General features: G+C 70.7%; 17 protein-coding genes and 1 riboswitch. Of the genes, 9 read left to right on the forward strand and 8 right to left on the reverse strand.

The window, feature by feature from the left end:
* Positions 1-114: 114 nt before the first annotated feature.
* Positions 115-1,446, reverse strand: coding sequence for an aminotransferase class I/II-fold pyridoxal phosphate-dependent enzyme (locus ACFVH5_RS34630; protein WP_385837641.1), 1,332 nt, complete (start codon positions 1,444-1,446; stop codon positions 115-117).
* A gap of 136 nt (positions 1,447-1,582) precedes the next feature.
* Here ACFVH5_RS34630 and ACFVH5_RS34635 point away from each other — a divergent pair, with 136 nt between their 5' ends.
* Positions 1,583-2,260, forward strand: coding sequence for a pyridoxamine 5'-phosphate oxidase family protein (locus ACFVH5_RS34635; protein WP_385837662.1), 678 nt, complete (start codon positions 1,583-1,585; stop codon positions 2,258-2,260).
* On the forward strand, positions 2,260-2,892 hold the full coding sequence (locus ACFVH5_RS34640) for an FMN-binding negative transcriptional regulator (protein ID WP_385837642.1): 633 nt from the start codon (positions 2,260-2,262) through the stop codon (positions 2,890-2,892). The genes ACFVH5_RS34635 and ACFVH5_RS34640 overlap by 1 nt, the downstream gene beginning before the upstream one ends.
* 80 nt (positions 2,893-2,972) lie before the next feature.
* On the opposite strand, the gene ACFVH5_RS34645 is transcribed toward ACFVH5_RS34640, so the two are convergent.
* Both ACFVH5_RS34645 and ACFVH5_RS34650 read right to left on the reverse strand, forming a co-directional pair.
* Complete coding sequence (locus ACFVH5_RS34645; RefSeq protein WP_385837644.1) at positions 2,973-4,013, reverse strand: DMT family transporter; 1,041 nt, start codon at positions 4,011-4,013, stop codon at positions 2,973-2,975.
* 101 nt (positions 4,014-4,114) lie between these two features.
* A complete protein-coding gene (locus tag ACFVH5_RS34650; RefSeq protein ID WP_385837645.1) occupies positions 4,115-4,663 on the reverse strand; it encodes a Clp protease N-terminal domain-containing protein in 549 nt (182 codons plus the stop codon).
* A 197-nt stretch (positions 4,664-4,860) separates the two neighbouring features.
* Between ACFVH5_RS34650 and ACFVH5_RS34655 the strand changes: the two genes are divergently transcribed.
* Together ACFVH5_RS34655 and ACFVH5_RS34660 are read left to right on the forward strand one after the other, a co-directional pair.
* A complete protein-coding gene (locus tag ACFVH5_RS34655; RefSeq protein WP_199854833.1) occupies positions 4,861-5,049 on the forward strand; it encodes a hypothetical protein in 189 nt (62 codons plus the stop codon).
* Positions 5,050-5,177: 128 nt separating this feature from the next.
* Positions 5,178-5,606 carry an SRPBCC family protein gene (locus tag ACFVH5_RS34660; RefSeq protein WP_385837646.1) on the forward strand — a complete coding sequence of 143 codons (429 nt, stop codon included), beginning with the start codon at positions 5,178-5,180 and terminating at the stop codon, positions 5,604-5,606.
* A gap of 141 nt (positions 5,607-5,747) precedes the next feature.
* Here the strand turns inward: ACFVH5_RS34660 and ACFVH5_RS34665 are convergent, their stop codons facing one another.
* Positions 5,748-6,404 carry a PadR family transcriptional regulator gene (locus ACFVH5_RS34665; RefSeq protein ID WP_385837647.1) on the reverse strand — a complete coding sequence of 219 codons (657 nt, stop codon included), beginning with the start codon at positions 6,402-6,404 and terminating at the stop codon, positions 5,748-5,750.
* 184 nt (positions 6,405-6,588) lie between these two features.
* Here ACFVH5_RS34665 and ACFVH5_RS34670 point away from each other — a divergent pair, with 184 nt between their 5' ends.
* On the forward strand, positions 6,589-7,407 hold the full coding sequence (locus ACFVH5_RS34670) for a PhzF family phenazine biosynthesis protein (protein ID WP_385837648.1): 819 nt from the start codon (positions 6,589-6,591) through the stop codon (positions 7,405-7,407).
* Positions 7,408-7,522: 115 nt separating this feature from the next.
* On the opposite strand, the gene ACFVH5_RS34675 is transcribed toward ACFVH5_RS34670, so the two are convergent.
* On the reverse strand, positions 7,523-8,323 hold the full coding sequence (locus ACFVH5_RS34675) for a CPBP family intramembrane glutamic endopeptidase (RefSeq protein ID WP_385837650.1): 801 nt from the start codon (positions 8,321-8,323) through the stop codon (positions 7,523-7,525).
* 196 nt (positions 8,324-8,519) lie between these two features.
* On the opposite strand from ACFVH5_RS34675, the gene ACFVH5_RS34680 reads away from it, so the two are divergent.
* Positions 8,520-10,289: a substrate-binding and VWA domain-containing protein gene (locus ACFVH5_RS34680; RefSeq protein WP_385837651.1), complete on the forward strand. Its 1,770-nt coding sequence runs from the start codon at positions 8,520-8,522 to the stop codon at positions 10,287-10,289.
* Positions 10,290-10,311: 22 nt separating this feature from the next.
* Here the strand turns inward: ACFVH5_RS34680 and ACFVH5_RS34685 are convergent, their stop codons facing one another.
* Entirely contained in the window at positions 10,312-11,832 is a 1,521-nt protein-coding gene (locus ACFVH5_RS34685) for a glutamate--cysteine ligase (RefSeq protein WP_385837652.1), read from the reverse strand.
* A gap of 674 nt (positions 11,833-12,506) precedes the next feature.
* Between ACFVH5_RS34685 and ACFVH5_RS34690 the strand changes: the two genes are divergently transcribed.
* On the forward strand, positions 12,507-13,097 hold the full coding sequence (locus ACFVH5_RS34690; protein WP_384815016.1) for a hypothetical protein: 591 nt from the start codon (positions 12,507-12,509) through the stop codon (positions 13,095-13,097).
* A gap of 381 nt (positions 13,098-13,478) precedes the next feature.
* On the forward strand, positions 13,479-13,682 hold the full coding sequence (locus ACFVH5_RS34695; protein ID WP_107018633.1) for a DUF5999 family protein: 204 nt from the start codon (positions 13,479-13,481) through the stop codon (positions 13,680-13,682).
* Positions 13,683-13,785: 103 nt separating this feature from the next.
* On the opposite strand, the gene gcvP is transcribed toward ACFVH5_RS34695, so the two are convergent.
* A complete protein-coding gene (gcvP, locus tag ACFVH5_RS34700) occupies positions 13,786-16,671 on the reverse strand; it encodes an aminomethyl-transferring glycine dehydrogenase (RefSeq protein WP_385837654.1) in 2,886 nt (961 codons plus the stop codon).
* Between the two features lie 184 nt (positions 16,672-16,855).
* Positions 16,856-16,951: riboswitch (glycine riboswitch) on the reverse strand.
* Positions 16,952-17,055: 104 nt separating this feature from the next.
* On the opposite strand from gcvP, the gene ACFVH5_RS34705 reads away from it, so the two are divergent.
* Positions 17,056-17,430: a PRC-barrel domain-containing protein gene (locus tag ACFVH5_RS34705; RefSeq protein WP_385837655.1), complete on the forward strand. Its 375-nt coding sequence runs from the start codon at positions 17,056-17,058 to the stop codon at positions 17,428-17,430.
* Between the two features lie 242 nt (positions 17,431-17,672).
* On the opposite strand, the gene ACFVH5_RS34710 is transcribed toward ACFVH5_RS34705, so the two are convergent.
* Entirely contained in the window at positions 17,673-19,094 is a 1,422-nt protein-coding gene (locus ACFVH5_RS34710) for a DNA polymerase IV (protein ID WP_385837656.1), read from the reverse strand.
* Positions 19,095-19,172: the final 78 nt, after the last annotated feature.

Below are 19,172 nucleotides of genomic sequence, written 5' to 3' on the forward strand. Positions count from 1 at the left end.
GGGCGGGGGCCCCGGGCGGGGGGCCCCCCCCCCCCCCCCCCCGAGTCGTTGACGGGAACGGGTAGGGGCGGCGGGGGCGAAAACCCGACGTGACCCCCGCCGGCCCGCACCCCCTCAGACATACCGCCGCCCCGGCCCCACCCCCACCGCCCCCACAACCGCATCCGCCAACTCCCCCACCTCACCGGGCGCAAGCGTGGAAACGGTGATCCGCAACCCAGGAGGCGCGTCCGTGCGAAACCGCGCCCCGGCAGCCACGGCCCACCCGGAATGCAGCAGCCGCGCAACCGCCCCCGTCTCGTCCGGAACAGGCACCCACACGTTCATACCGCTGCACCCCTGCGCCCCCACCCCCCGCTCGGCAAGCGCACCGATCAACGCATCCCGACGGAGCCGATACGCCGACGCCACCACCCCGGTGTCCACGGCACCGCTCGACCACAGCCGCACCACGACCCGCTGCAGCAGCCGGCTGACCCATCCCGGCCCCAGCCGCTGCCGCCCCTGCACCCGGTCCATGGTGACCGGATCGCCGGTCAGCACGGCCAGCCGCAGATCGGGCCCATAGGCCTTGGCGACGGAGCGGGTGAAGGCCCAGTGCCGGGTCGCTCCGGCCAGCGGATGCAGGGGAAGGTCGACGATCCGATGCCCGTGGTCGTCCTCGACGAGCAGGGTCTCCGGGTACTGCTCCAGGACGGCCCGCAGCGCACGCGCGCGCGTGGCGCTCACCGCCGCACCGGTCGGGTTCTGCGCGCGGTCGGTGACGATCAGCGCCCGCGCACCGCTCTCCAGGGCGGCTCGTACGGCGCCGGGGAGCGGCCCCTCGGCGTCGACCCGGACGGGCACGGCCCGCAGTCCGAGGGCGGGGACGAGGTCGAGCACGCTGTGCCAGCCGGGATCCTCCACCGCGACGGCGTCCCCCGGCCTCAGGTGTGCGGCCAGTACCCGCTCGATGCCGTCGAGCGACCCCGAGGCGACCACGATCGGCCCGTCCGGCACTCCGTCCGCATCCAGGTCGGCGCGGGCGAGCCGGGCCAGGTCCGGGTCCACGGAGGCCTCTCCGTAGAGGGTCGGTTCGCGGTCCGCGAACTCCGCCGCCGCCGCGAACGCCTCACCGAGCGAGGGCAGCAGTGCCGGGTCCGGATTGCCGTCCGACAGGTTCCGTACGCCGGGCGGGACGTCCAGCCGGGACAGCTCCCGCGCGGTCGTCACCGGCTTGGAGCGCACACGGCTGCCGCGCCGGCCGGCGGTCTCGATGACTCCGCGTTCGCGCAGGGTGCGGTAGGCGGCCGCGACGGTATTGGGATTCACCTCAAGCTGGGACGCCAACTCCCGCATGGGCGGCAGCAGTTGGCCCGGCTCCAGCTCCCCCGAACCCACCGCGCGCTCGACACTGGCCGCAATCTCGGCTGCGCGCCTGCCTTCGATCCGATACTCTCCTAGCACAAAGCAGATTATGCACTAATACAAAAGACAACGCAAGGTGAACGCACCCGCCCCGGCGGACCACCCCACGTACCCCGCAGCACAGAGCACACAGCGCACACCTGCGAGCACCGACGACGCCCACCTGGAGAACCCCATGACGGAGACGGCCACCCCGCGCCCCGCCACCTACACCCCGACCGACCGCACGGTCCCCACCCGCTCCCGGGAGCGCGCCGCGTACGACCACGAGATGGTGCACGCGATCCTCGACGAGGGGTACGTCTGCCACCTCGGGTTCGTGCGCGACGGGGCGCCCGTCGTACTGCCCACGCTGTACGGACGGGTCGGCGAGCGGCTCTACGTGCACGGCTCGACCGGTTCGCGCCCGCTGCGCATGGCGGGGCAGACCGACCCGGGTCTGCCGGTCTGCCTCACGGTCACCCACGTGGACGGACTCGTGCTGGCCCGCTCGGCCTTCCACCACTCGATCAACTACCGCTCGGTCGTGGTGCACGGCGTGGCCCGCCAGGTGACGGACCCGGAGGAGAAGCGGCAGGCCCTGGACGCGCTGGTCGACCACGTGGTGCCCGGCCGCTCGCACGACTCCCGGGCCGCCAACGCCAAGGAGCTGGCCGCGACCTCCGTGCTGTGGCTCGACCTCGACGAGGTGTCGGCCAAGCTGCGCACCGGCGGCCCGAACGACGAGCCCGAGGACCTCGGCCTGCCCCACTGGACGGGAGTCCTCCCTGTCCGCACGACCTATGGAGTGCCCCTGCCGGCCGACGATCTGGCTCCGGGCATCGAGGTCCCGGACTACCTGACGACCCTCTGATGCTCATACATCCCTGGGACGCACCCCACGACGACTCCGAGTGGCAGCGGTGGCTGGCCGTCCACGACTTCGGACAGCTCGCGGTGAACGGCCTCCCCGGTGACCCACCGCACGTCCAGCCGCTCCACTTCCTCCACGACCCCGAACGCGGCGAGGTGCTCGCCCATCTGGCCCGGCCGAACCCGCTGTGGCCCGCTCTCCTGGCCGATCCGGTCGTGACCCTGAGCGTGGTCGACGACTACGTGTACGTCCCCGGCCCCTGGCTGGCACCGCCCGGTACCCCTGGCGAGCACGGCACCCCGACGAGTTTCTACGCGGCGGTACACCTGCGCTGCACCGCGCACGTGGTGGACGACCCCGCCGAGAAGGCCGCGTTGCTGAACCGCCAGGTCGGCCACTTCCAGCCGGAGGGCGGTTCCGCCGAAGCCGCCGTCGGAGAGGCCCCGTACGGCCGCCTCCTGCCCGGGATCCGGGGCCTCCGACTCGAAGTGACGGGCGTACGGGCGAAATTCAAGTACGCGAATCACCGTACGGAGGAAGTCCAGGACCGTGTCGCCGCCGAACTGTCCGCGAGGGGTGGCCCCCGGGACGCGGCGGCGCGAGAGCAACTGATGAGGCGCCGCCGGGCCTGACACGGCTCCGGCGCCGGGTCTCCCCCGTGTCCGACCGTGCCGTATGGGCCCTACAGGGGTGGGCCCACACGGCACGGCCCCTACCCGGCGGTACCCCGCCCGGACAGCCGCTCCCTCTCGGCGCCGTCCACGCCGTCCGAGCCGTCCACGCCGGCCACTCCCTGTGCCACCGGAGTCTGCGACCCCTTGGTCGGCGCGGACGTCTGCGCGATGAAGGCACCGCACAGCACCACCGCCCCGCCGATGATCTGGGGCGCCGAAAGATGCTCCCCGAGCAGGATCCAGGCGAGCACGGTCGCGATGACCGCCTCCAGACACGCCACGACTCCGGCCACCTGCGGCGAGAGCCTGCGCACCGCGAGAACACCGGTCACGTAGGCGACGACCGTCGCGATCAGCACGATCCACCCCAGGAGCAGCGAGGCGGCCACGGTCGTCCCGTCCATGTCCGCACCTCCCCCGAGGACCGACCAGTCCATGCCCCACGGCCGCGCCACGAGCGTCAGGACGAACGCGCCGACGAGCAGCCCGTACGCGATGACGCCGAGCGGGGCCGGAGCTTCCTCCCCCGCGTCGCCGCCCTGGTCGGACAGGACGAAGTAACCGACCTGGCAGCACGCGGCGCCGAGCGCCAGCAGCAGTCCGAGGACGTCGAAGCTCAGCCCGGCCCACACCTCGACGACACAGGCGAGACCGCCGACGGCCAGGACGACGCCGAGGGCCGCGGCACGGGTGACGGGCCGGCGCTGCACGAACCGCACCCACCCGAGGACCAGCGCGGGCGCCAGGTACTCGACGAGCAGGGCGACACCGACGGGGATCCGGGAGATGGAGGCGAAGTAGAAAGCCTGGACACCGGCGACGGCCAGCAGTCCGAATCCGGCGAGCAGCGCGGGGCGCTCGCGGACCAGGTTCCGGTGGCGTACCGCGAGCGGCAGCATGACCAGGGCGGCGCCCGCGACGCGCAGCCAGACGACGTGCAGGGGGTCGAGGCCCGCCTCGATCAACGGTTTGGCGGCGACGCCGGAGCCGCCGAAGGCGACCGCCGACCCGAGCGCGAGCCCCAGCCCGACGCCTCTGCCACGGTGGCCCCGGCTGATCTCTGACGTATGCACCGGCACATGATGACAGGCGACGACATGAGCGTCACCCCCGTTGACACCTGTCTCAACGATTGGACGCGCGCATGCCCGTACGCGCCGATCCCGCCGACGGCCCGGGTTCAGGCTTCGAGGCCGCGGCCCCGCTCCGCCACACCGTCGAGGCGCACCAGCAGTTCCCGGGCGTCGACCCCCGCGCGTCCCAGCACTTCCACGGCCCGCGACTCGGGTTCGGCGACGAGTGCGGCGAGCAGGTCGACGCCGTCCGCGAACGGGTCACCCCGCCGCACGGCACGTTCGTACGCGGAGGCCATGACGCCGGCCGCCACCGGCGACCACCCGTCCCCGGTCACCGTCGGCACGGCACCGGAGTCCTCGACGGAACTCTGCCAGCGGAGCCCGTAGCCGATGCTGCGCTGGACGAGGTAGCCGAGCAGCCGGGCGACCTGCGGGCCGCTCTCGAAGGCCTCGCGCACCTCGGGGTCCGACTCCAGGAGCGTATGCAGCAGGTGAGCCGTGTCGATCTGCCGGTCACCGTCCCGCAACGCCCTCCTGCGCGCGCTCGCGACCATCGCCGCCAGCTCGGCACTGAGGTGGGCCTCGGCATCGGGGGCCACCGGGCCGCGCTCGGCGGCCTGCTGGTGGGGACTGTGGGGAAGGCGGTGTTGCACGTCTCCCACCTCATCAGTCCGCCGGCTTCCGGTCATCCGCGTGGGGAAGCATTTCCACGTCCGACACAGGGTGGGCACCGGTGTCCGGCTCCTCCTCCTTACGGATGACATCACGCTGTTTTCCCCGAAGCAGCGCGCGCCGCTTTGCTCCGCGCCCCATGCGCAACCGTGTCGCTCCGGCGCACGTCCACACGGGCATGGAGAGCAGGTGCTGGCTGGTGGCCCTGCCGTCGGTGGACGGCAGACAGTACGTGTACCGGGTGTACGCACCCGAGGACGCGCTGCTCGCCGACCTGTTCTGGGAGGCGTGGCACTGCCACGACGAAGGGCCCTTCCCGCGCGCGTGGGACGTGTTCGACGCGGCGGTGATACGACGGATGCACTGAGCCCGCCGCCACAGCCCCACACTCTCTGACGGTTCATCAGTATTGAATGTTCACGGCTCTACGGCTACGTTCCGCGACACCGTAGCCAGCTGCGCCCGGCGCAGCGCCCGAGACAAAGGGGTGGCCGCATGGCCGAAGTCAGCGCGGAAGCACGGATTGAGGCGCCCGCCGAGAAGGTCTGGGCGCAGCTCACGGACTTCCCCTCGCACGGCGAGTGGAACTCCACCCACACCAGCTTCCCCAAGGGCGGCCCCGAGACTCTCGAAGTCGGCGGCACCTTCGAGGAGAACATGAAGCTCATGGGCTTTCCCGCCGAGGTCAACTGGACCATCGAGGAGCTGGAGACGGCCCGTACGCTCGCGATCCGCGGCAAGGGACCCATGTCCGTGACGGTCGCCACGCGCTACACCCTGATCCCGGACGGGGAAGCCACCACGGTCCGTATCGACGGCGAGTTCACGGGCGCCGCCGTCTCACTGATGGCGGGCAAGCTCAAGGATTCGGCGACGGCCGCCCTCAACGAGTCCCTGCGCAAACTGAGCGGGCTCGTCTCCTGAAGGACTCCCCGCCACCCCCACAGACATTTCCACACGCACGCAGCCCCCACTCCGTCCCCCGGCCGCATGGGGGGTACCTCGAAGCCGAGGCACCCCCCTTGTCGCGGCCCACTGTCACGGCCCGTTCGGCCGGGTGAGCCATCAGTCCTCGTCGGCGAGGATCAGATACAGCTTCTTGCGTGATTCGTTGATGACGGCCAGCGCCTTCTCGCGCTGCTCCTTGCTGCCGGTCTTCCAGACCTGCCCGAACGCCTCCATCAGACCGAAGCCGGCCTGCCGGATGTCGCTCAGTGCCTCCCAGTCGACCCCGCGCCCCGCGTCCTCCCAGGGCGCTTCCGCACCCTCGTCGGCCGCGACGCGACCCTCGTCGGTCAGTGAGAACAGCTTCTTGCCGCCCTCGGTCGCACTGCTGATCAGACCTTCGTCCTCCAGCAGCTGAAGGGTGGGGTACACCGAGCCGGGGCTGGGCTTCCACGCCCCGCCGCTGCGCTCGGCGATCTCCTGGATCATCTCGTAACCGTGCATGGGCCGGTCCTTGAGCAGGGCCAGGATCGACGCGCGCACGTCGCCGCGCCGCGCCCTGCCGCGCGGTCCTCCCCGGCCTCCGCGCCCGCCCCAGGGGCCCGGGCCGAAGCCGGGACCACCGAAGCCGGGTCCGAAGGGGCCGAACGCCCCGCGCCGGCCTTCGAAGCCGCCCTCACCGGGACCGCCGGGGCCACCCCGGCCGCGTCCACGGCCGTGTCCATGCCCATGACCGGGGCCGAAGCCCGGTCCGTATTCCTCTCCATGGGAACGCATCGCAATCACTCCATTCCATCGTTGATCTGTCGCGATGCGTCAACGATATATCGGAATAGCTCGCCCGACAAGCCCCTACCGACAGAGGGCGGCCAGCAGGCGGACCGGAGAGAGGCAGAAAAGTGGCCGCCCGCCCCGGATTGGCCTTGGCCCGTGCCCGTGAGCAGCACCTACCGTCGGGCGCATGCGGATTCGTATCGTCGACGCCTTCACCGACCGCCCCTTCGCCGGCAACCCGGCCGGGGTCCTCCTCCTCGACGGCTCGGCGTCCTTCCCGGACGACGCCTGGCTGCAGAACGTGGCCCTGGAGGTCAACCACGCCGAGACGGCGTTCGCCCACCCCCTCCCCGAGGGGGGCGAGGCCGACTGGGCGCTGCGCTGGTTCACCCCCGCCGCCGAGGTCGCGCTGTGCGGCCACGCGACACTCGCCACCGCCCATGTGCTGGTCACCACGGGAGCCGTACAGGGGCCCGTGCGGTTCGCGACGAGGAGCGGTGTGCTCATCGCGACCCCGAGGGACGACGGCTCGCTCACGCTGGACTTCCCGACCGCCCCGCTCACCGCGGTCGAGATCCCGGCGGGCGTGGCCGAGGCCCTGGGCGCCGAACCCGTCTCCACCCATGACACCGGCCCGGACATCGGCGACCTGCTCGTCGAACTCGCCGACGAGAAGACGGTCCTGGGCCTCAGGCCGGACACCGCGTCCCTGGGGCGCCACTCCGAGCGCGGCATCATCGCCACGGCCCGCGCCGAAGACCCCTCCCGGGGCTACGACTTCGTGTCCCGCTGCTTCTTCCCGAACATCGGCATCGACGAGGACCCGGTCACCGGCAGCGCCCACACGGCCCTCGCCCCGTTCTGGTCCGAGCGCCTGGGCCGCACCGAACTCACCGGCCTCCAGGCGTCGGCCCGCTCCGGGCGCGTCCGTACGGAACTCCGGGGCGACCGCACCCTGCTCTCGGGCCGCGCGGTCACCGTGATCGAGGGCGACCTGCTCGTGTGACCAGCGCGAACCGGCCGCGGAACGGACAAAGGGGCGTACGGCTCACCCGTACGCCCCTCCGCGTGCCCCACCTGGACCGCGCGCCCCGCATGCCCCGCGTCAATGCACTCGCCGCTCAGGCGGTGGGCAGCCAGTCGACCTTTCCCGCCAGCAGCGCGTACCCCACGAACGCCCCGATGTCGAGGAGCGAGTGGGCGACCACCAGCGGCCCGATCCGGCCCCACCGGCGGTAGAGGTAGACGAAGACCACGCCCATCACCATGTTGCCGATGAACCCGCCGATGCCCTGGTAGAGGTGGTACGAGCCACGCAGCACCGAGCTGGCCACCAGCGCGGTGAGCGGGGTCCAGCCCAGCTGGGCGAGTCTGCGCAGCAGGTACCCGACGACGATGACCTCCTCCAGGATCGAGTTCTGGAGCGCGGAGAGGATCAGCACCGGGTACTTCCACCACACCTCGGGCAGCGCCTCCGGCACCACGGTGAGGTTGAACCCGAGTCCGCGCGCCGCCAGATAGAAGGCGATGCCCGTGCTCCCGATGACGGCCGCGACCCCCGCTCCGCGGGCGAGGTCGAACCACGGGCGCGTGCGGTCGAACCCGAGGGTGCGCAGCCCCTTGCCCTCACGGATCAGGAAGTGCGCGACCAGGGCGACCGGCACCAGCGCGGACGCGATCCCGAACAGCTGCCAGGCCAGATCGAGCCAGGGACGGCCCGGGGCGGCCGAGGCGTTGAGCGTGGCCGCCTGATCCTTCAGGCCTCCCGGTCTGGTGACCGAGCCCACGAAGCTGATCAGCGCCGAGACCCCGCTGGCCCCGAGCGAGACTCCCAGTACGAGCAGCGTCTCGTCGCGGAGGATCCGCCGCCCGGGCTGCCCCTCGGCAAAAGATTCAGCCACCGGCTCCTGCCCCACCTGCACTCATGCCTCCAGTTGCGTAATCCCGCCTCATCCCCATCTTCGCCCCGCTAGGGTCTCGAAAGAAGTTGCGAAGATCGTGCGTGACAGGCCGTCAAGGGACGGACGCCATGTGGGGTGCACATCCCGTGTGCCATACCATTCGGCCATTTCACCGTTTCAACGGCTCCGGGCTCGATCAGGGAGGGGCACCACCGCCATGGGACGTCACAGCTTGCCCGACGGGTTGCGCAGGGGCGGCACCGCCCCCCGGTCACGGACGCGGCACCGCAATGTGGCGCTCGCGACCGCCCTGGTGACGATCCTCGCCGGAGGCACCGTCGCCGCGATCGACAGCGGCCTGCTCTCCTTCGGCTCGTCCTGCTGGGACAGCACCGTGCGGCTGAGGATCGCCGCGGCTCCCGGTATCGCGCCCGCGCTCAAGGACGCGGCCGAGTACGCCCGGGACCACGACGTGACGTCCGACGGCAGCTGTCTCGACGTCCGGGTGACCGCTCAGGACACCTACAAGGTCGCCGACGCCCTCCGGTCGAAGCGCAAGAACGCGACCGAATTCGAGGCGTGGGTGCCGGACTCGGGCATGTGGGTGGACAGGGTCATGGCCGACAACCAGTCGATCCCGGTGACACCGGCGGGCAACGTCGCCTCCTCACCCATCGGTGTCGCCATGGTCCCGTCGGCCGCGAAGTCCCTCGGCTGGCCCAAGAAGACGTACTCCTGGACCGAGCTGGCCGGGGTCACCATGACGAGCGACCGCCTCAAGCTGGGCGCGGGTGACCCCTCGCGCAGTGCCACGGGCCTGCTCGCGCTGACCCAGCTGGCACAGACGGCGGGAAAGTCGAAGGACGGCGACACCCTGGCGGCGGCCACCGCCAAGGCCCTCTCGCAGCGCACCTCCGACAGCGACGGCCAGGTCCTGGACACCCTGCCGCGCGACCTCTCCGGCACCGAGCAGGGCAACCCCAAGCGCAACCAGGCACTGATCCTCTCCGAGCAGGCGGCGTTCGCGTACAACGAGTCGGCGGACAGCGGCGACGATCTCGACCTCTTCTACCCGAAGGACGGCGCGCCCCGGCTCGACCATCCGTTCGCGCTGGTCGACGAGCCCAACCTGACCACGGACGAGAGCCGGGCCGCGCTGCGGTTCATGACGCTGCTCGGCGAGCCCGACGGGCGCAGGATCCTGGAGAAGCACGGCTTCCGTACGGACGAGGACGAGACCCCGGCCGCGCTGGTCGCCGAAGCCGGCGGCCGGGCCCCGCAGCCGTACCGGGAGGTGCCCGAGAAGCCGGCCACGGACAAGGAGATCGAGGAAGCCCTCGGCATGTGGACCATCACGGTGCAGAGTGCCCGCCTCACCACGGTCGTCGACGCCTCCTCGTCCATGTCGGACCCGGTGCCGGGCACCAGCGAGTCCCGGATGGACGTGACCAAGGCGGCGCTGCTCCAGGCCCTGGCCACGTTCACCCCGGAGGACGAGATCGGGCTGTGGAAGTTCTCCAGGAGGATCGACGGCAAACGCGACTACCGCGTCCTCGTGCCGACCGACCGGCTCGGCGACCAGGTGGAAGGCAGCACCCAGCGCGAGCGGCTGTCGGCGGCCTTCAGCGGCCTCAAGCCGGTCAAGGACGGCGCGACCGGCCTGTACGACACCACGCTGGCCGCGTACAAGGAGGCCGTGGCCTCCTACACGAAGGGCAAGTTCAACGCGGTGGTGCTGCTCACCGACGGGGTGAACCAGGACGCCGGCAGCATCTCGCGCGCCGGTCTGGTCGCCGAACTCCGCAAGATCGCCGACCCGGAGCGTCCCGTGCCCCTGATCGCGATCGCCGTGGGCCCGGAGGCGGACAAGAAGGAGCTGAACGAGATCGCGGAGGCGACCGGCGGCTCGGGACACCTGGTCACCGACCCGTCCCAGATCCACGCGGTGATCCTGAAGGCCGTGGTGAAGGCGGGCGACACGGCCTGACCTGCCCTCACCCCGACGGACCTCACCTCAGCGGAACCGCCGGCTCCGGCAGCCCCACCGGCCAGGTGTGCACCGGCTCACCGAGGTGCATCAGCTCGCTGTACCGCTTCGTCGTGGCGGCCAGCGCCGCATCCCGCCCCATGGTGCCCTCCAGCGCCCTGTGGAACGTACGGGACTGCCAGGAGGCGCCGTTGACCCCGCGCTTGCACCGCTCCTCGATCACCCCGAGGTAGAGGTCCCGGTCGGCGGGCTCGATGCCCCACGCGTCCAGCCCCGCCGCCGCGAGCGGCAGCAGTTCGTCGCGCACCAGCTGCACCCCAGGGACGCGCGTGACCCCGCCGTACCTGCCGGGCCGCGGCCACTCCAGGTGCGCGTCGATGCCGTACCGGCAGGCCTGGTCGAAGTTGGCGGCGGCGGCCTCGAAGGGCAGCCGGGTCCAGACCGGCCGGGCCTCCGCGGCGAGGGCGCGCACGAGCCCGTAGTAGAAGACCGTGTTGGCGACGACGTCGATCACCGTGGGGCCCGCGGGCAGCACACGGTTCTCGACCCGCAGATGCGGGACGCCGTCGGCGATGCCGTACACCGGGCGGTTCCAGCGGTACACGGTGCCGTTGTGGAGCACGAGTTCGGCGAGCTTCGGGATGCCGCCCTCGTCGAGGACGCGCATCGGATCCTCCTCGTCCCGCAGCGGCAGCAGGGGAGGGAAGAACCGCAGGTTCTCCTCGAAGAGGTCGTACGCCGAGGAGATCCACCGTTCGCCGAACCAGGTGCGCGGGCGCACCCCCTGCGCCTGGAGCTCGGGCGGGCGCGTGTCGGTGGACTGCTGGAACAGCGGGGGCCTGGACTCGCGCCACAGCTCACGGCCGAAGAGGAACGGCGAGTTGGCGCCCACGACGATCTGTGCCGCCGCCGCGACCTGCGCGGCGTTCCACACGTCGGCGAACCGGTCCGGTGTGACCTGCAGATGCAACTGCACAGACGTGCACGCCGCTTCGGGCGCGATGGACGCCGAGGTGCACGTGAGCCGCTCCACGCCCTCGATGTCCAGGGTGAAGTCCTCACCGCGGGCCGCGACGATCTGGTCGTTGAGCAGCGTGTAGCGGTCCACGTCCGAAAGGTTCGCGGAGACCAGGTCGTCACGGGCGAGGGTCGGCAGAATACCGATCATCACGATTCCGGCATCGACCTCTTTCGCCTTCCGGTGGGCATACGCGAGAGAGGTGCGCAGTTCCTCGGCGAGCCGGTCGAATACCCGGCCTTCGAGTCGATGGGGAGCAATGTTGACTTCCAGATTGAACATGGCGAGTTCTGTTTGGAAATCGCGGCTCGCGATACGTTCGAGTACTTGCGCATTCATCATTTTCGGCATGCCGTCGGGGCCCGCGAGATTCAGCTCGACCTCCAGGCCCATGAGATTCCTGGGCCGGTCGAACCGCTCCTCCGCCAGCAACCGCGCCAGCCCCTCCAGGCACTGCTGAAGCTTTTCTCGGTACCGTCGGCGGTCGGACAGACCGATCGTCCCCGCCACGACCTTCTCCCCCATCGAAGCTTCCCTCCTCGACTGGGCCGCCCGAAGAACCGGCCGCCGGTGTTCCGGGTCACGGGGGATGATGCCCAGGCAATGTGATCGATAACGCCTCGGACCAGCCCCCCGGGCACTACTCTGGACTCAGCTCTCGTCGGGCACATTCACCAGGCATGAGGCGCCCCATTTTTCTTGGCGGTCGACTCTGCCGTGAAAAACGCCGACGAGAACCGGCCGTCCACTTCGGAAGAGTATTCCGAGGTCATCGACGGGTACCCGCCGGGAACCAGGACCAAACACACGTATCGGCGACCTAATTGCCTCTTGCACTTAATGCGCGGAACAGCTAGCTGAAACACGGCCTGAACACGTGTCGTATAAACTCCGCGAACGAGGCAGAGAGTTGGCGCTCGTGGTCGCAGGGCCTGTCGTCGAGGTGACGGCATCAACCCGAAGGGCGGCCCGTGCGGCGTCCTGTGCGTGCGATCGCAAAGTCGCCGGATGGATCTTGTAGCGAAACGAGGCTACCGGACCCCTCCGGCCTCTCGGCGAGCATGCGTGCCGGACACCGCGCGGCAGGCATCACTTCGGCGACAGGCCCTATGCCCCCGCCCCTTTGACCCCGAGAGCTGACAGCGCCGTCCGCCCCCGCCCCCGCGCCACCATGCCTGTCGAATGAGAGGCGACCCACCATGCCGCTGCACGTCCCTCCGGCTCCCGCGCCGGCATTGCGCACCGTCCTCACGGCCCTCGGTTCCCCGACCGCGGTCCGTGAAGCCCGTACCCCGTCACTCCGCGACACCCAGGGACCCCTCACCGCCGAACTCCCGCTGCCCGTCCACGTACTCGACCGAATCACCCCGGCGGGCACCTCGGCCACCCGGCTCGCCGGATGGCGGTTCCTCATCCGCTGCCACGAACGCGCGGTGGCTGCCGCGGACACCAGGATGACCCCCGACGGCTGGGCCTTCTCCCACTTCTTCGAGGGCCCGTACGTCACCGCGACCGAGCGCGCCCTGCGCCAGGCCGAGACCATGCAGGGGTCGTACCAGCCACGCCTGCTCTCCGTACCCGAGCTCTACATGCTCACGCTCTGGCTGCACGGCGACTTCACCGCCGACGGCACGAAGGGCCACCTCGCCGCCACCGACCTGCTGGTGCCCCTGGCGCCCGCCCCGCCCGGAATCGCCGCCCACCGCCCGCACCGCGCGGCCGAACTGCTGCCCGTACTGACCAACCGGCTCACACCCGCGGCCACTCCACTGCTCGGTTCACCCGCCTGAGCGCACCTTGGTTCCACCGCCCCGCGGCCACCACCCCGGCCGCGGGGCACATTGCTGCGCGGACCTCGCCTTGCTGCGCGGACGTCGCTCGGAGTGACACGTGCAAGACGCAGCGCGCTCCCGGCCCATCCGGACTAGCCCCATCCGACCATTGCGAACCACCCGAAGGGACACCCCAGTTGAGATGAACCGTCCGCACGGGTGATGCGTCATCAACCTGTGAGGAGCGCTGGCGTCAAATCCCTGCGGATTGACGCCCATAGGGCAACACTGGGTTCCGGACCATCTGACAAACGGGGGGCGGCCATGGACGCCAGTTCGAGCCGCGGAACAGACACCACATCGAGCACCGACCTCACACCGAAGCGAAAGATCCCATCAATGTGCCAGCACCAGCGACCGTGCCCGACAGCCGACTCCGCCGACCGGGAGGCAGCGCTCCTCGTGGCGCACCACCCGGAGCAGGGATGGAGCCTGCTGTGCAACGGCGTCCTCCTCTTCGAGGACACCGGTGAGCTTCTGCCGGACGGCCGGATCATCGCGCCGCACCGGCCGCTGGCCCTTGATGTGATGACCGCCGCCTGAGCGGCACGGCGCAGCGCGGATGACGGGAACGGACAGCGGGGCCGGCCCCGGGAAGCACTCCCGGAACCGGCCCCGACGCATGTCCGGCGTGACCGGTACGTGATCAGTCCTCGTAGGCGTCCAGCGGCGGACAGGAACAGACCAGGTTCCGGTCGCCGTACGCCTGGTCGATCCGCCGCACCGGCGGCCAGTACTTGTCGGCGGCCGAGACCCCGGCCGGGAACACGGCCTCCTCGCGGCTGTACCCGTGCTCCCACGTGTCGCCGAGGGCGGCGGCCGTGTGCGGGGCGTTGCGCAGCGGGTTGTCGTCCGCCGCCCACTCGCCCGAGCCGACCTTCTCGATCTCCGCGCGAACGGCGATCATCGCGTCGCAGAACCGGTCGAGTTCGGCCAGGTCCTCGCTCTCGGTGGGCTCGATCATCAGCGTGCCGGCCACGGGGAACGACATCGTCGGCGCGTGGAACCCGTAGTCGATGAGCCGCTTGGCGATGTCGTCGACGCTCACACCGGTCGCCTTGGTGAGCGGCCGCAGGTCGATGATGCACTCGTGCGCCACGAGCCCGCCGGGACCGGTGTAGAGGACCGGGAAGTGCGGCTCCAGGCGCTTGGCCACGTAGTTGGCGCTGAGCACGGCGACCTGCGTGGCCCTCTTGAGCCCTTCCCCGCCCATGAGCCTGACGTACGCCCAGGAGATGGGCAGGATGCCCGCGGAGCCCCAGGGAGCCGCGGAGACCGGGCCCACGCCCGTCTCCGGCCCCGCGGCGGGCTGCAGCGGGTGGTTCGGCAGGTACGGCGCCAGGTGCGCGCGCACTCCGACCGGGCCGACGCCCGGACCGCCGCCGCCGTGCGGGATGCAGAAGGTCTTGTGCAGGTTGAGGTGCGAGACGTCGCCGCCGAAGTGCCCCGGCTTGGCGAGGCCCACCAGCGCGTTGAGGTTGGCGCCGTCCACGTAGACCTGCCCGCCCGCCTCGTGCACCTGCGCGCAGATGTCGGCGACGTGCTCCTCGAACACCCCATGGGTCGAGGGGTACGTGATCATCAGCACGGACAGTTCGTCACGGTGCTGCTCGATCTTGGCCCGCAGGTCCGCGACGTCGATCTCGCCGTCCTCGGCGGTCTTCACGACGACGACCTTCATCCCGGCCATCACGGCGCTGGCGGCGTTCGTGCCGTGCGCGGACGAGGGGATGAGGCAGACCGTGCGCTGCTCGTCGCCGTTGGCCCGGTGGTAGCCGCGGACGGCCAGCAGACCGGCCAGTTCGCCCTGCGAGCCGGCGTTGGGCTGGAGCGACACGTTGTCGTAGCCCGTCACCTCGGCGAGGCGCTCCTCCAGCTCACGGATGAGCGTGAGGTAGCCCTGGGCCTGCTCGGCGGGCGCGAAGGGGTGCAGTTGCCCGAACTCGGGCCAGGTGACCGGCTCCATCTCGGTGGTCGCGTTGAGCTTCATGGTGCACGAGCCGAGCGGGATCATGCCGCGGTCGAGCGCGTAGTCGCGGTCGGCGAGACGGCGCAGGTAGCGCAGCATCGCGGTCTCCGAGCGGTACTGGTGGAAGACCGGGTGCGTGAGGTACTCGTCGGTGCGCAGCAGCGGGGCAGGCAGCGTGTCCTCGGCGGTCCCGTCGAGCGCGGCCACATCGCCGTCGACACCGAACGCCGACCAGACGACGCCCAGTTGGGCCCGCGTGGTCGTCTCGTCGCAGGACAGGGAGAGGTGGTCCGCGTCCACCAGGTGGAGGTTGACCCCGCCCTGGCGGGCGGCGGCGAGCACCTCGGCCGCCCGGCCCGGCACCCGCACGGTGAGGGTGTCGAAGTACGCCTCGTGGACGACCTCGACCCCGCCCGCCCGCAGACCGGCGGCGAGGATCGTGGCGTAACGGTGGGTACGCCGGGCGATGCCCTTCAGCCCCTCGGGGCCGTGGTAGACGGCGTACATCCCCGCCATCACCGCGAGCAGCACCTGAGCCGTGCAGATGTTGCTGGTCGCCTTCTCCCGGCGGATGTGCTGCTCACGCGTCTGCAGGGCCAGGCGGTACGCCTTGTTGCCGTCCGCGTCCACGGAGACACCGACGAGCCGGCCGGGCAGGCTGCGCGCGAACTTCTCCCGTACGGCCATGTATCCGGCGTGCGGCCCGCCGAAGCCCATCGGCACACCGAAGCGCTGTGTCGTACCGACAGCGATGTCGGCGCCCAGCTCGCCGGGCGAGGTGAGCAGCGTCAGGGCGAGCAGGTCGGCGGCGACGGTGACGACCGCGCCCAGCTCGTGCGCCTGCTCGACGACGGGCCCCAGGTCCCGCACGGCACCGGAGGCACCGGGGTACTGCAGGAGTACGCCGTTGATCTCACGCTCGGCGAGCTCCGCGGGGATGCCGTCGCCGAGGTCGGCGACGACGACCTCGACGCCGGTGGGCTCGGCGCGGGTCTGTATCACCGCGATCGTCTGCGGCATGGTGTCCGCGTCGATCAGGAAGAGGCCCTTCTTGTTCTTCCCCATGCGCCGCGACAGCGCCATGGCTTCGGCGGCGGCCGTGCCCTCGTCGAGCAGCGAGGCCCCGGAGGTCGGCAGTCCGGTCAGCTCGGCCACCACGGTCTGGAAGTTCAGCAGGGCTTCCAGCCGCCCTTGCGAGATCTCCGGCTGATACGGCGTGTAGGCCGTGTACCAGGCCGGACTCTCCATCACGTTGCGCAGGATGACGGGCGGTGTGAACGTCCCGTAGTAACCGAGCCCGATCATCGAGTCCAGCACCTGGTTGCGATCCGCGAGGGAACGCAACTCGGCCTGTACCTCGGCCTCGGTGCGGGCGCCCGGCAGTTCGAGCGCGTCGGCGTTCTTGATCACATCCGGCACCGCGGCGGCCGTCAGCTCGTCGAGCGAGCCGTACCCCACCTGCGCGAGCATCTTGGCGCGGGCCTCGGAGTCGGGCCCGATGTGACGCTGCTCGAAGGGGATTCCCTGTTCGAGCTCGGAGAGCGGAATACGTTGGACGGTCATTGCGGAGGCCTCCTGGTCTGACGACCTTCGAGGGGCACCACTGTGTGGGTGCCCGAACGGCCTCCCCCTCTGTCATCTCAACCTGAGAGCTTCACCGGCCCGCCATGAAGGCACGCCGGCTTTCACCGTCGGTGAGAGCGGAGCCCGTCGAATACTCGAACACCCCTCTGCTTTCCAGAGTGACCTCGTCCATGCGGTACGTGTGCCTGAGAGATTCCGGGGAGGATTTGCTCCTTCGGCGCCTCCGATGAAGCCTGGAGGACTCTCCCGCACGGGGTCAGCAGCCGTCGCCCAGCCTACCAGCGGGGTTCCCTCAAGTGGCCGCCCACCTCAAAGTGCTCTTTCGTAGTGCTTACGGATGAGTTGCGAGCAGCTGGAGGGCCCGTGCAGACCGACATCGATCCGCGCAACCTGATAGGCCGCAAGGCGTTCGACCGCAACGGCACGAGGATCGGCACCGTGGACGAGGTCTACCTCGACGACGCGACCGGCGCACCGGAGTGGGCGGCGATACGCACCGGGCTGTTCAGCCGGGACGCCTTCGTCCCCCTGGAGCCCAGCGAAGTGATCGCCGAGTCCCTGCACGTCCCCTTCGAACGCTCCCTGATCAAGGACGCCCCCGACTTCGGCGTGGGCCGCCACCTCTCCCCCGAACAGGAACTACAGCTCTACCACCACTACGGCCTGGACGTATCCCCAGCACCCCCCTTCCCAGACCGAGACTTCGGCCACCTGGCCAACACGGACGACCCCACCTGAAACCCGCTCCCAGTTCTTCAGGGTCACGGGCAACGACGCAATCCCGTGGCTCTCCAGGGGCGCGGAGAACGGCGCAGTCTTCTGATTCTTCAGAGGCGCGGGGTACGGCGCAGTCTTCTGGCACTTCAGGGGCGCGGGGAACGGCGCAATCTTTTGCCTTGACGGGGCCGCAGGCAACGACGCGGTCCCGCCCACTCAGGGGCGCGGGGAACGGCGCGGCCAGCCACAACGAACCCGCACCCTCACAACGCACCCCCACCCCCCGAACCCCCCGCAGGCCCCACAGGCAACCCCTCAACCAAAGGCAACGGCTCCGCCGACTCCAACCCGGGATCGTCAACCCGAAACGTCTTCACCCGCCCCGGCACGGACCCCGGCGTCTCGAACCGCACAGTCACCCTCCCCAGCCCACTCCCCTGCACCCACCCGTGCCCGAACTCGACATGCCGAACATCGTGCCCCGCCCGCCACACCCGCTCCGCGGGCCCAGCATCCGCGGACTCCTCGACGCCGACACCGACACCGACGGCGACCGCCCGGGCCTCCTCCGGCAGCTCCCCAGACGCCACCTCCTCCACCCCCGCGGCAGCGGCCTGCGCCTGCGCGAAAAGATCCTCCTGCGTGTAGTCGGCAAGCCCGGTCACCCCGACCCCCAGCAACCGCACACCCCCCGTGGTGTCCACCGCCTCCAGCAGCCGCGCGGCAGCCTCCCGCACCACCCCGGGATCGTCCGTGGGCCCCCGCAACGTCTCGGACCGCGTCAGCGTCGAGAAGTCGTACCGCCGCACCTTCAGCACGATGGTCCGCCCGGACAGATGCGCCCCCCGCAGCCGCTGAACGCACCGGTCCGCAAGCCGCTGCACCTCCATGCGCACCCGCACCCGGTCGTGGATGTCCACGTCGTACGTGTCCTCGACGGAGACCGACTTGGTGTCCCGTTCGGCCACCACGGGCCGCTCGTCGCGCGCCAGCGCCATCGCGTACAGACCGAGTCCATGGGCCTTCCCCAGGAGCCGTACGAGCTCGTCCTCGCCCGCCTCCGCGATCTCCCCGACCGTGCTGATCCCGCCCCGCCGCAGATGGTCGCCGGTGGCGGGCCCCACCCCCGGCAGGATGCGGACCGGCATGGGCGCGAGCAACGCCCGCTCGGTGCCCGGCTCGATGAGCACGAGCCCGTCCGGCTTGGCCTGCTCGGAGGCGATCTTCGCGAGCATCTTGCAGGCCGCGAGCCCCACGGATCCGGTCAACCCCGTGACGGCCCGGATGTCGTCGCGCAGCTTCCGACCGGCCAGCAGCGCCGACCGCTCGTCCCAGGCCGTCTCTCCGGCCTCCAGATCGACGAACGCCTCGTCCAGGCTCAACGGCTCCACGAGCGGCGACAGCTCCCGCAGCAGCCCCATCACCTGCTCGCTGATCTGCCGGTAGAGGCCGAAGCGCGGTACGAGATACGCGGCGTTCGGCGCCAGACGGCGGGCCTGCGCCATGGGCATCGCCGAATGCACCCCGAAGACCCGCGCCTCGTACGAACAGGTGGAGACCACACCACGCGGTCCGAGGCCGCCCACGATGACCGCTTTCCCGCGCAGGCTCGGCTTGGACGCCTGCTCCGCCGAGGCGAAGAAGGCATCCATGTCGAGATGCAGGATCGTGGGTGTGGTTCTCACATGTCCGATGCTGCCCTACGCCACTGACAATGCCCCGGCCCATCGCCCCACGAAGCGCCACGGGACCGCCGGCACGGC

This window comes from Streptomyces sp. NPDC127119, assembly GCF_042677425.1.
Classification (GTDB): domain Bacteria; phylum Actinomycetota; class Actinomycetes; order Streptomycetales; family Streptomycetaceae; genus Streptomyces.

Excerpts from the sequence above, each read along its gene's own strand:
- ACFVH5_RS34695 (WP_107018633.1), top strand. The coding sequence starts at position 13,479 with ATGTGCCAGCACCAGCGACCGTGCCCGACAGCCGACTCCGCCGACCGG.
- ACFVH5_RS34665 (WP_385837647.1), bottom strand. The coding sequence starts at position 6,404 with ATGCGTTCCCATGGAGAGGAATACGGACCGGGCTTCGGCCCCGGTCAT.
- ACFVH5_RS34635 (WP_385837662.1), top strand. The coding sequence starts at position 1,583 with ATGACGGAGACGGCCACCCCGCGCCCCGCCACCTACACCCCGACCGAC.
- ACFVH5_RS34655 (WP_199854833.1), top strand. The coding sequence starts at position 4,861 with ATGGAGAGCAGGTGCTGGCTGGTGGCCCTGCCGTCGGTGGACGGCAGA.
- ACFVH5_RS34640 (WP_385837642.1), top strand. The coding sequence starts at position 2,260 with ATGCTCATACATCCCTGGGACGCACCCCACGACGACTCCGAGTGGCAG.
- gcvP (WP_385837654.1), bottom strand. The coding sequence starts at position 16,671 with ATGACCGTCCAACGTATTCCGCTCTCCGAGCTCGAACAGGGAATCCCC.
- ACFVH5_RS34670 (WP_385837648.1), top strand. The coding sequence starts at position 6,589 with ATGCGGATTCGTATCGTCGACGCCTTCACCGACCGCCCCTTCGCCGGC.
- ACFVH5_RS34685 (WP_385837652.1), bottom strand. The coding sequence starts at position 11,832 with ATGGGGGAGAAGGTCGTGGCGGGGACGATCGGTCTGTCCGACCGCCGA.
- ACFVH5_RS34690 (WP_384815016.1), top strand. The coding sequence starts at position 12,507 with ATGCCGCTGCACGTCCCTCCGGCTCCCGCGCCGGCATTGCGCACCGTC.
- ACFVH5_RS34680 (WP_385837651.1), top strand. The coding sequence starts at position 8,520 with ATGGGACGTCACAGCTTGCCCGACGGGTTGCGCAGGGGCGGCACCGCC.
- ACFVH5_RS34660 (WP_385837646.1), top strand. The coding sequence starts at position 5,178 with ATGGCCGAAGTCAGCGCGGAAGCACGGATTGAGGCGCCCGCCGAGAAG.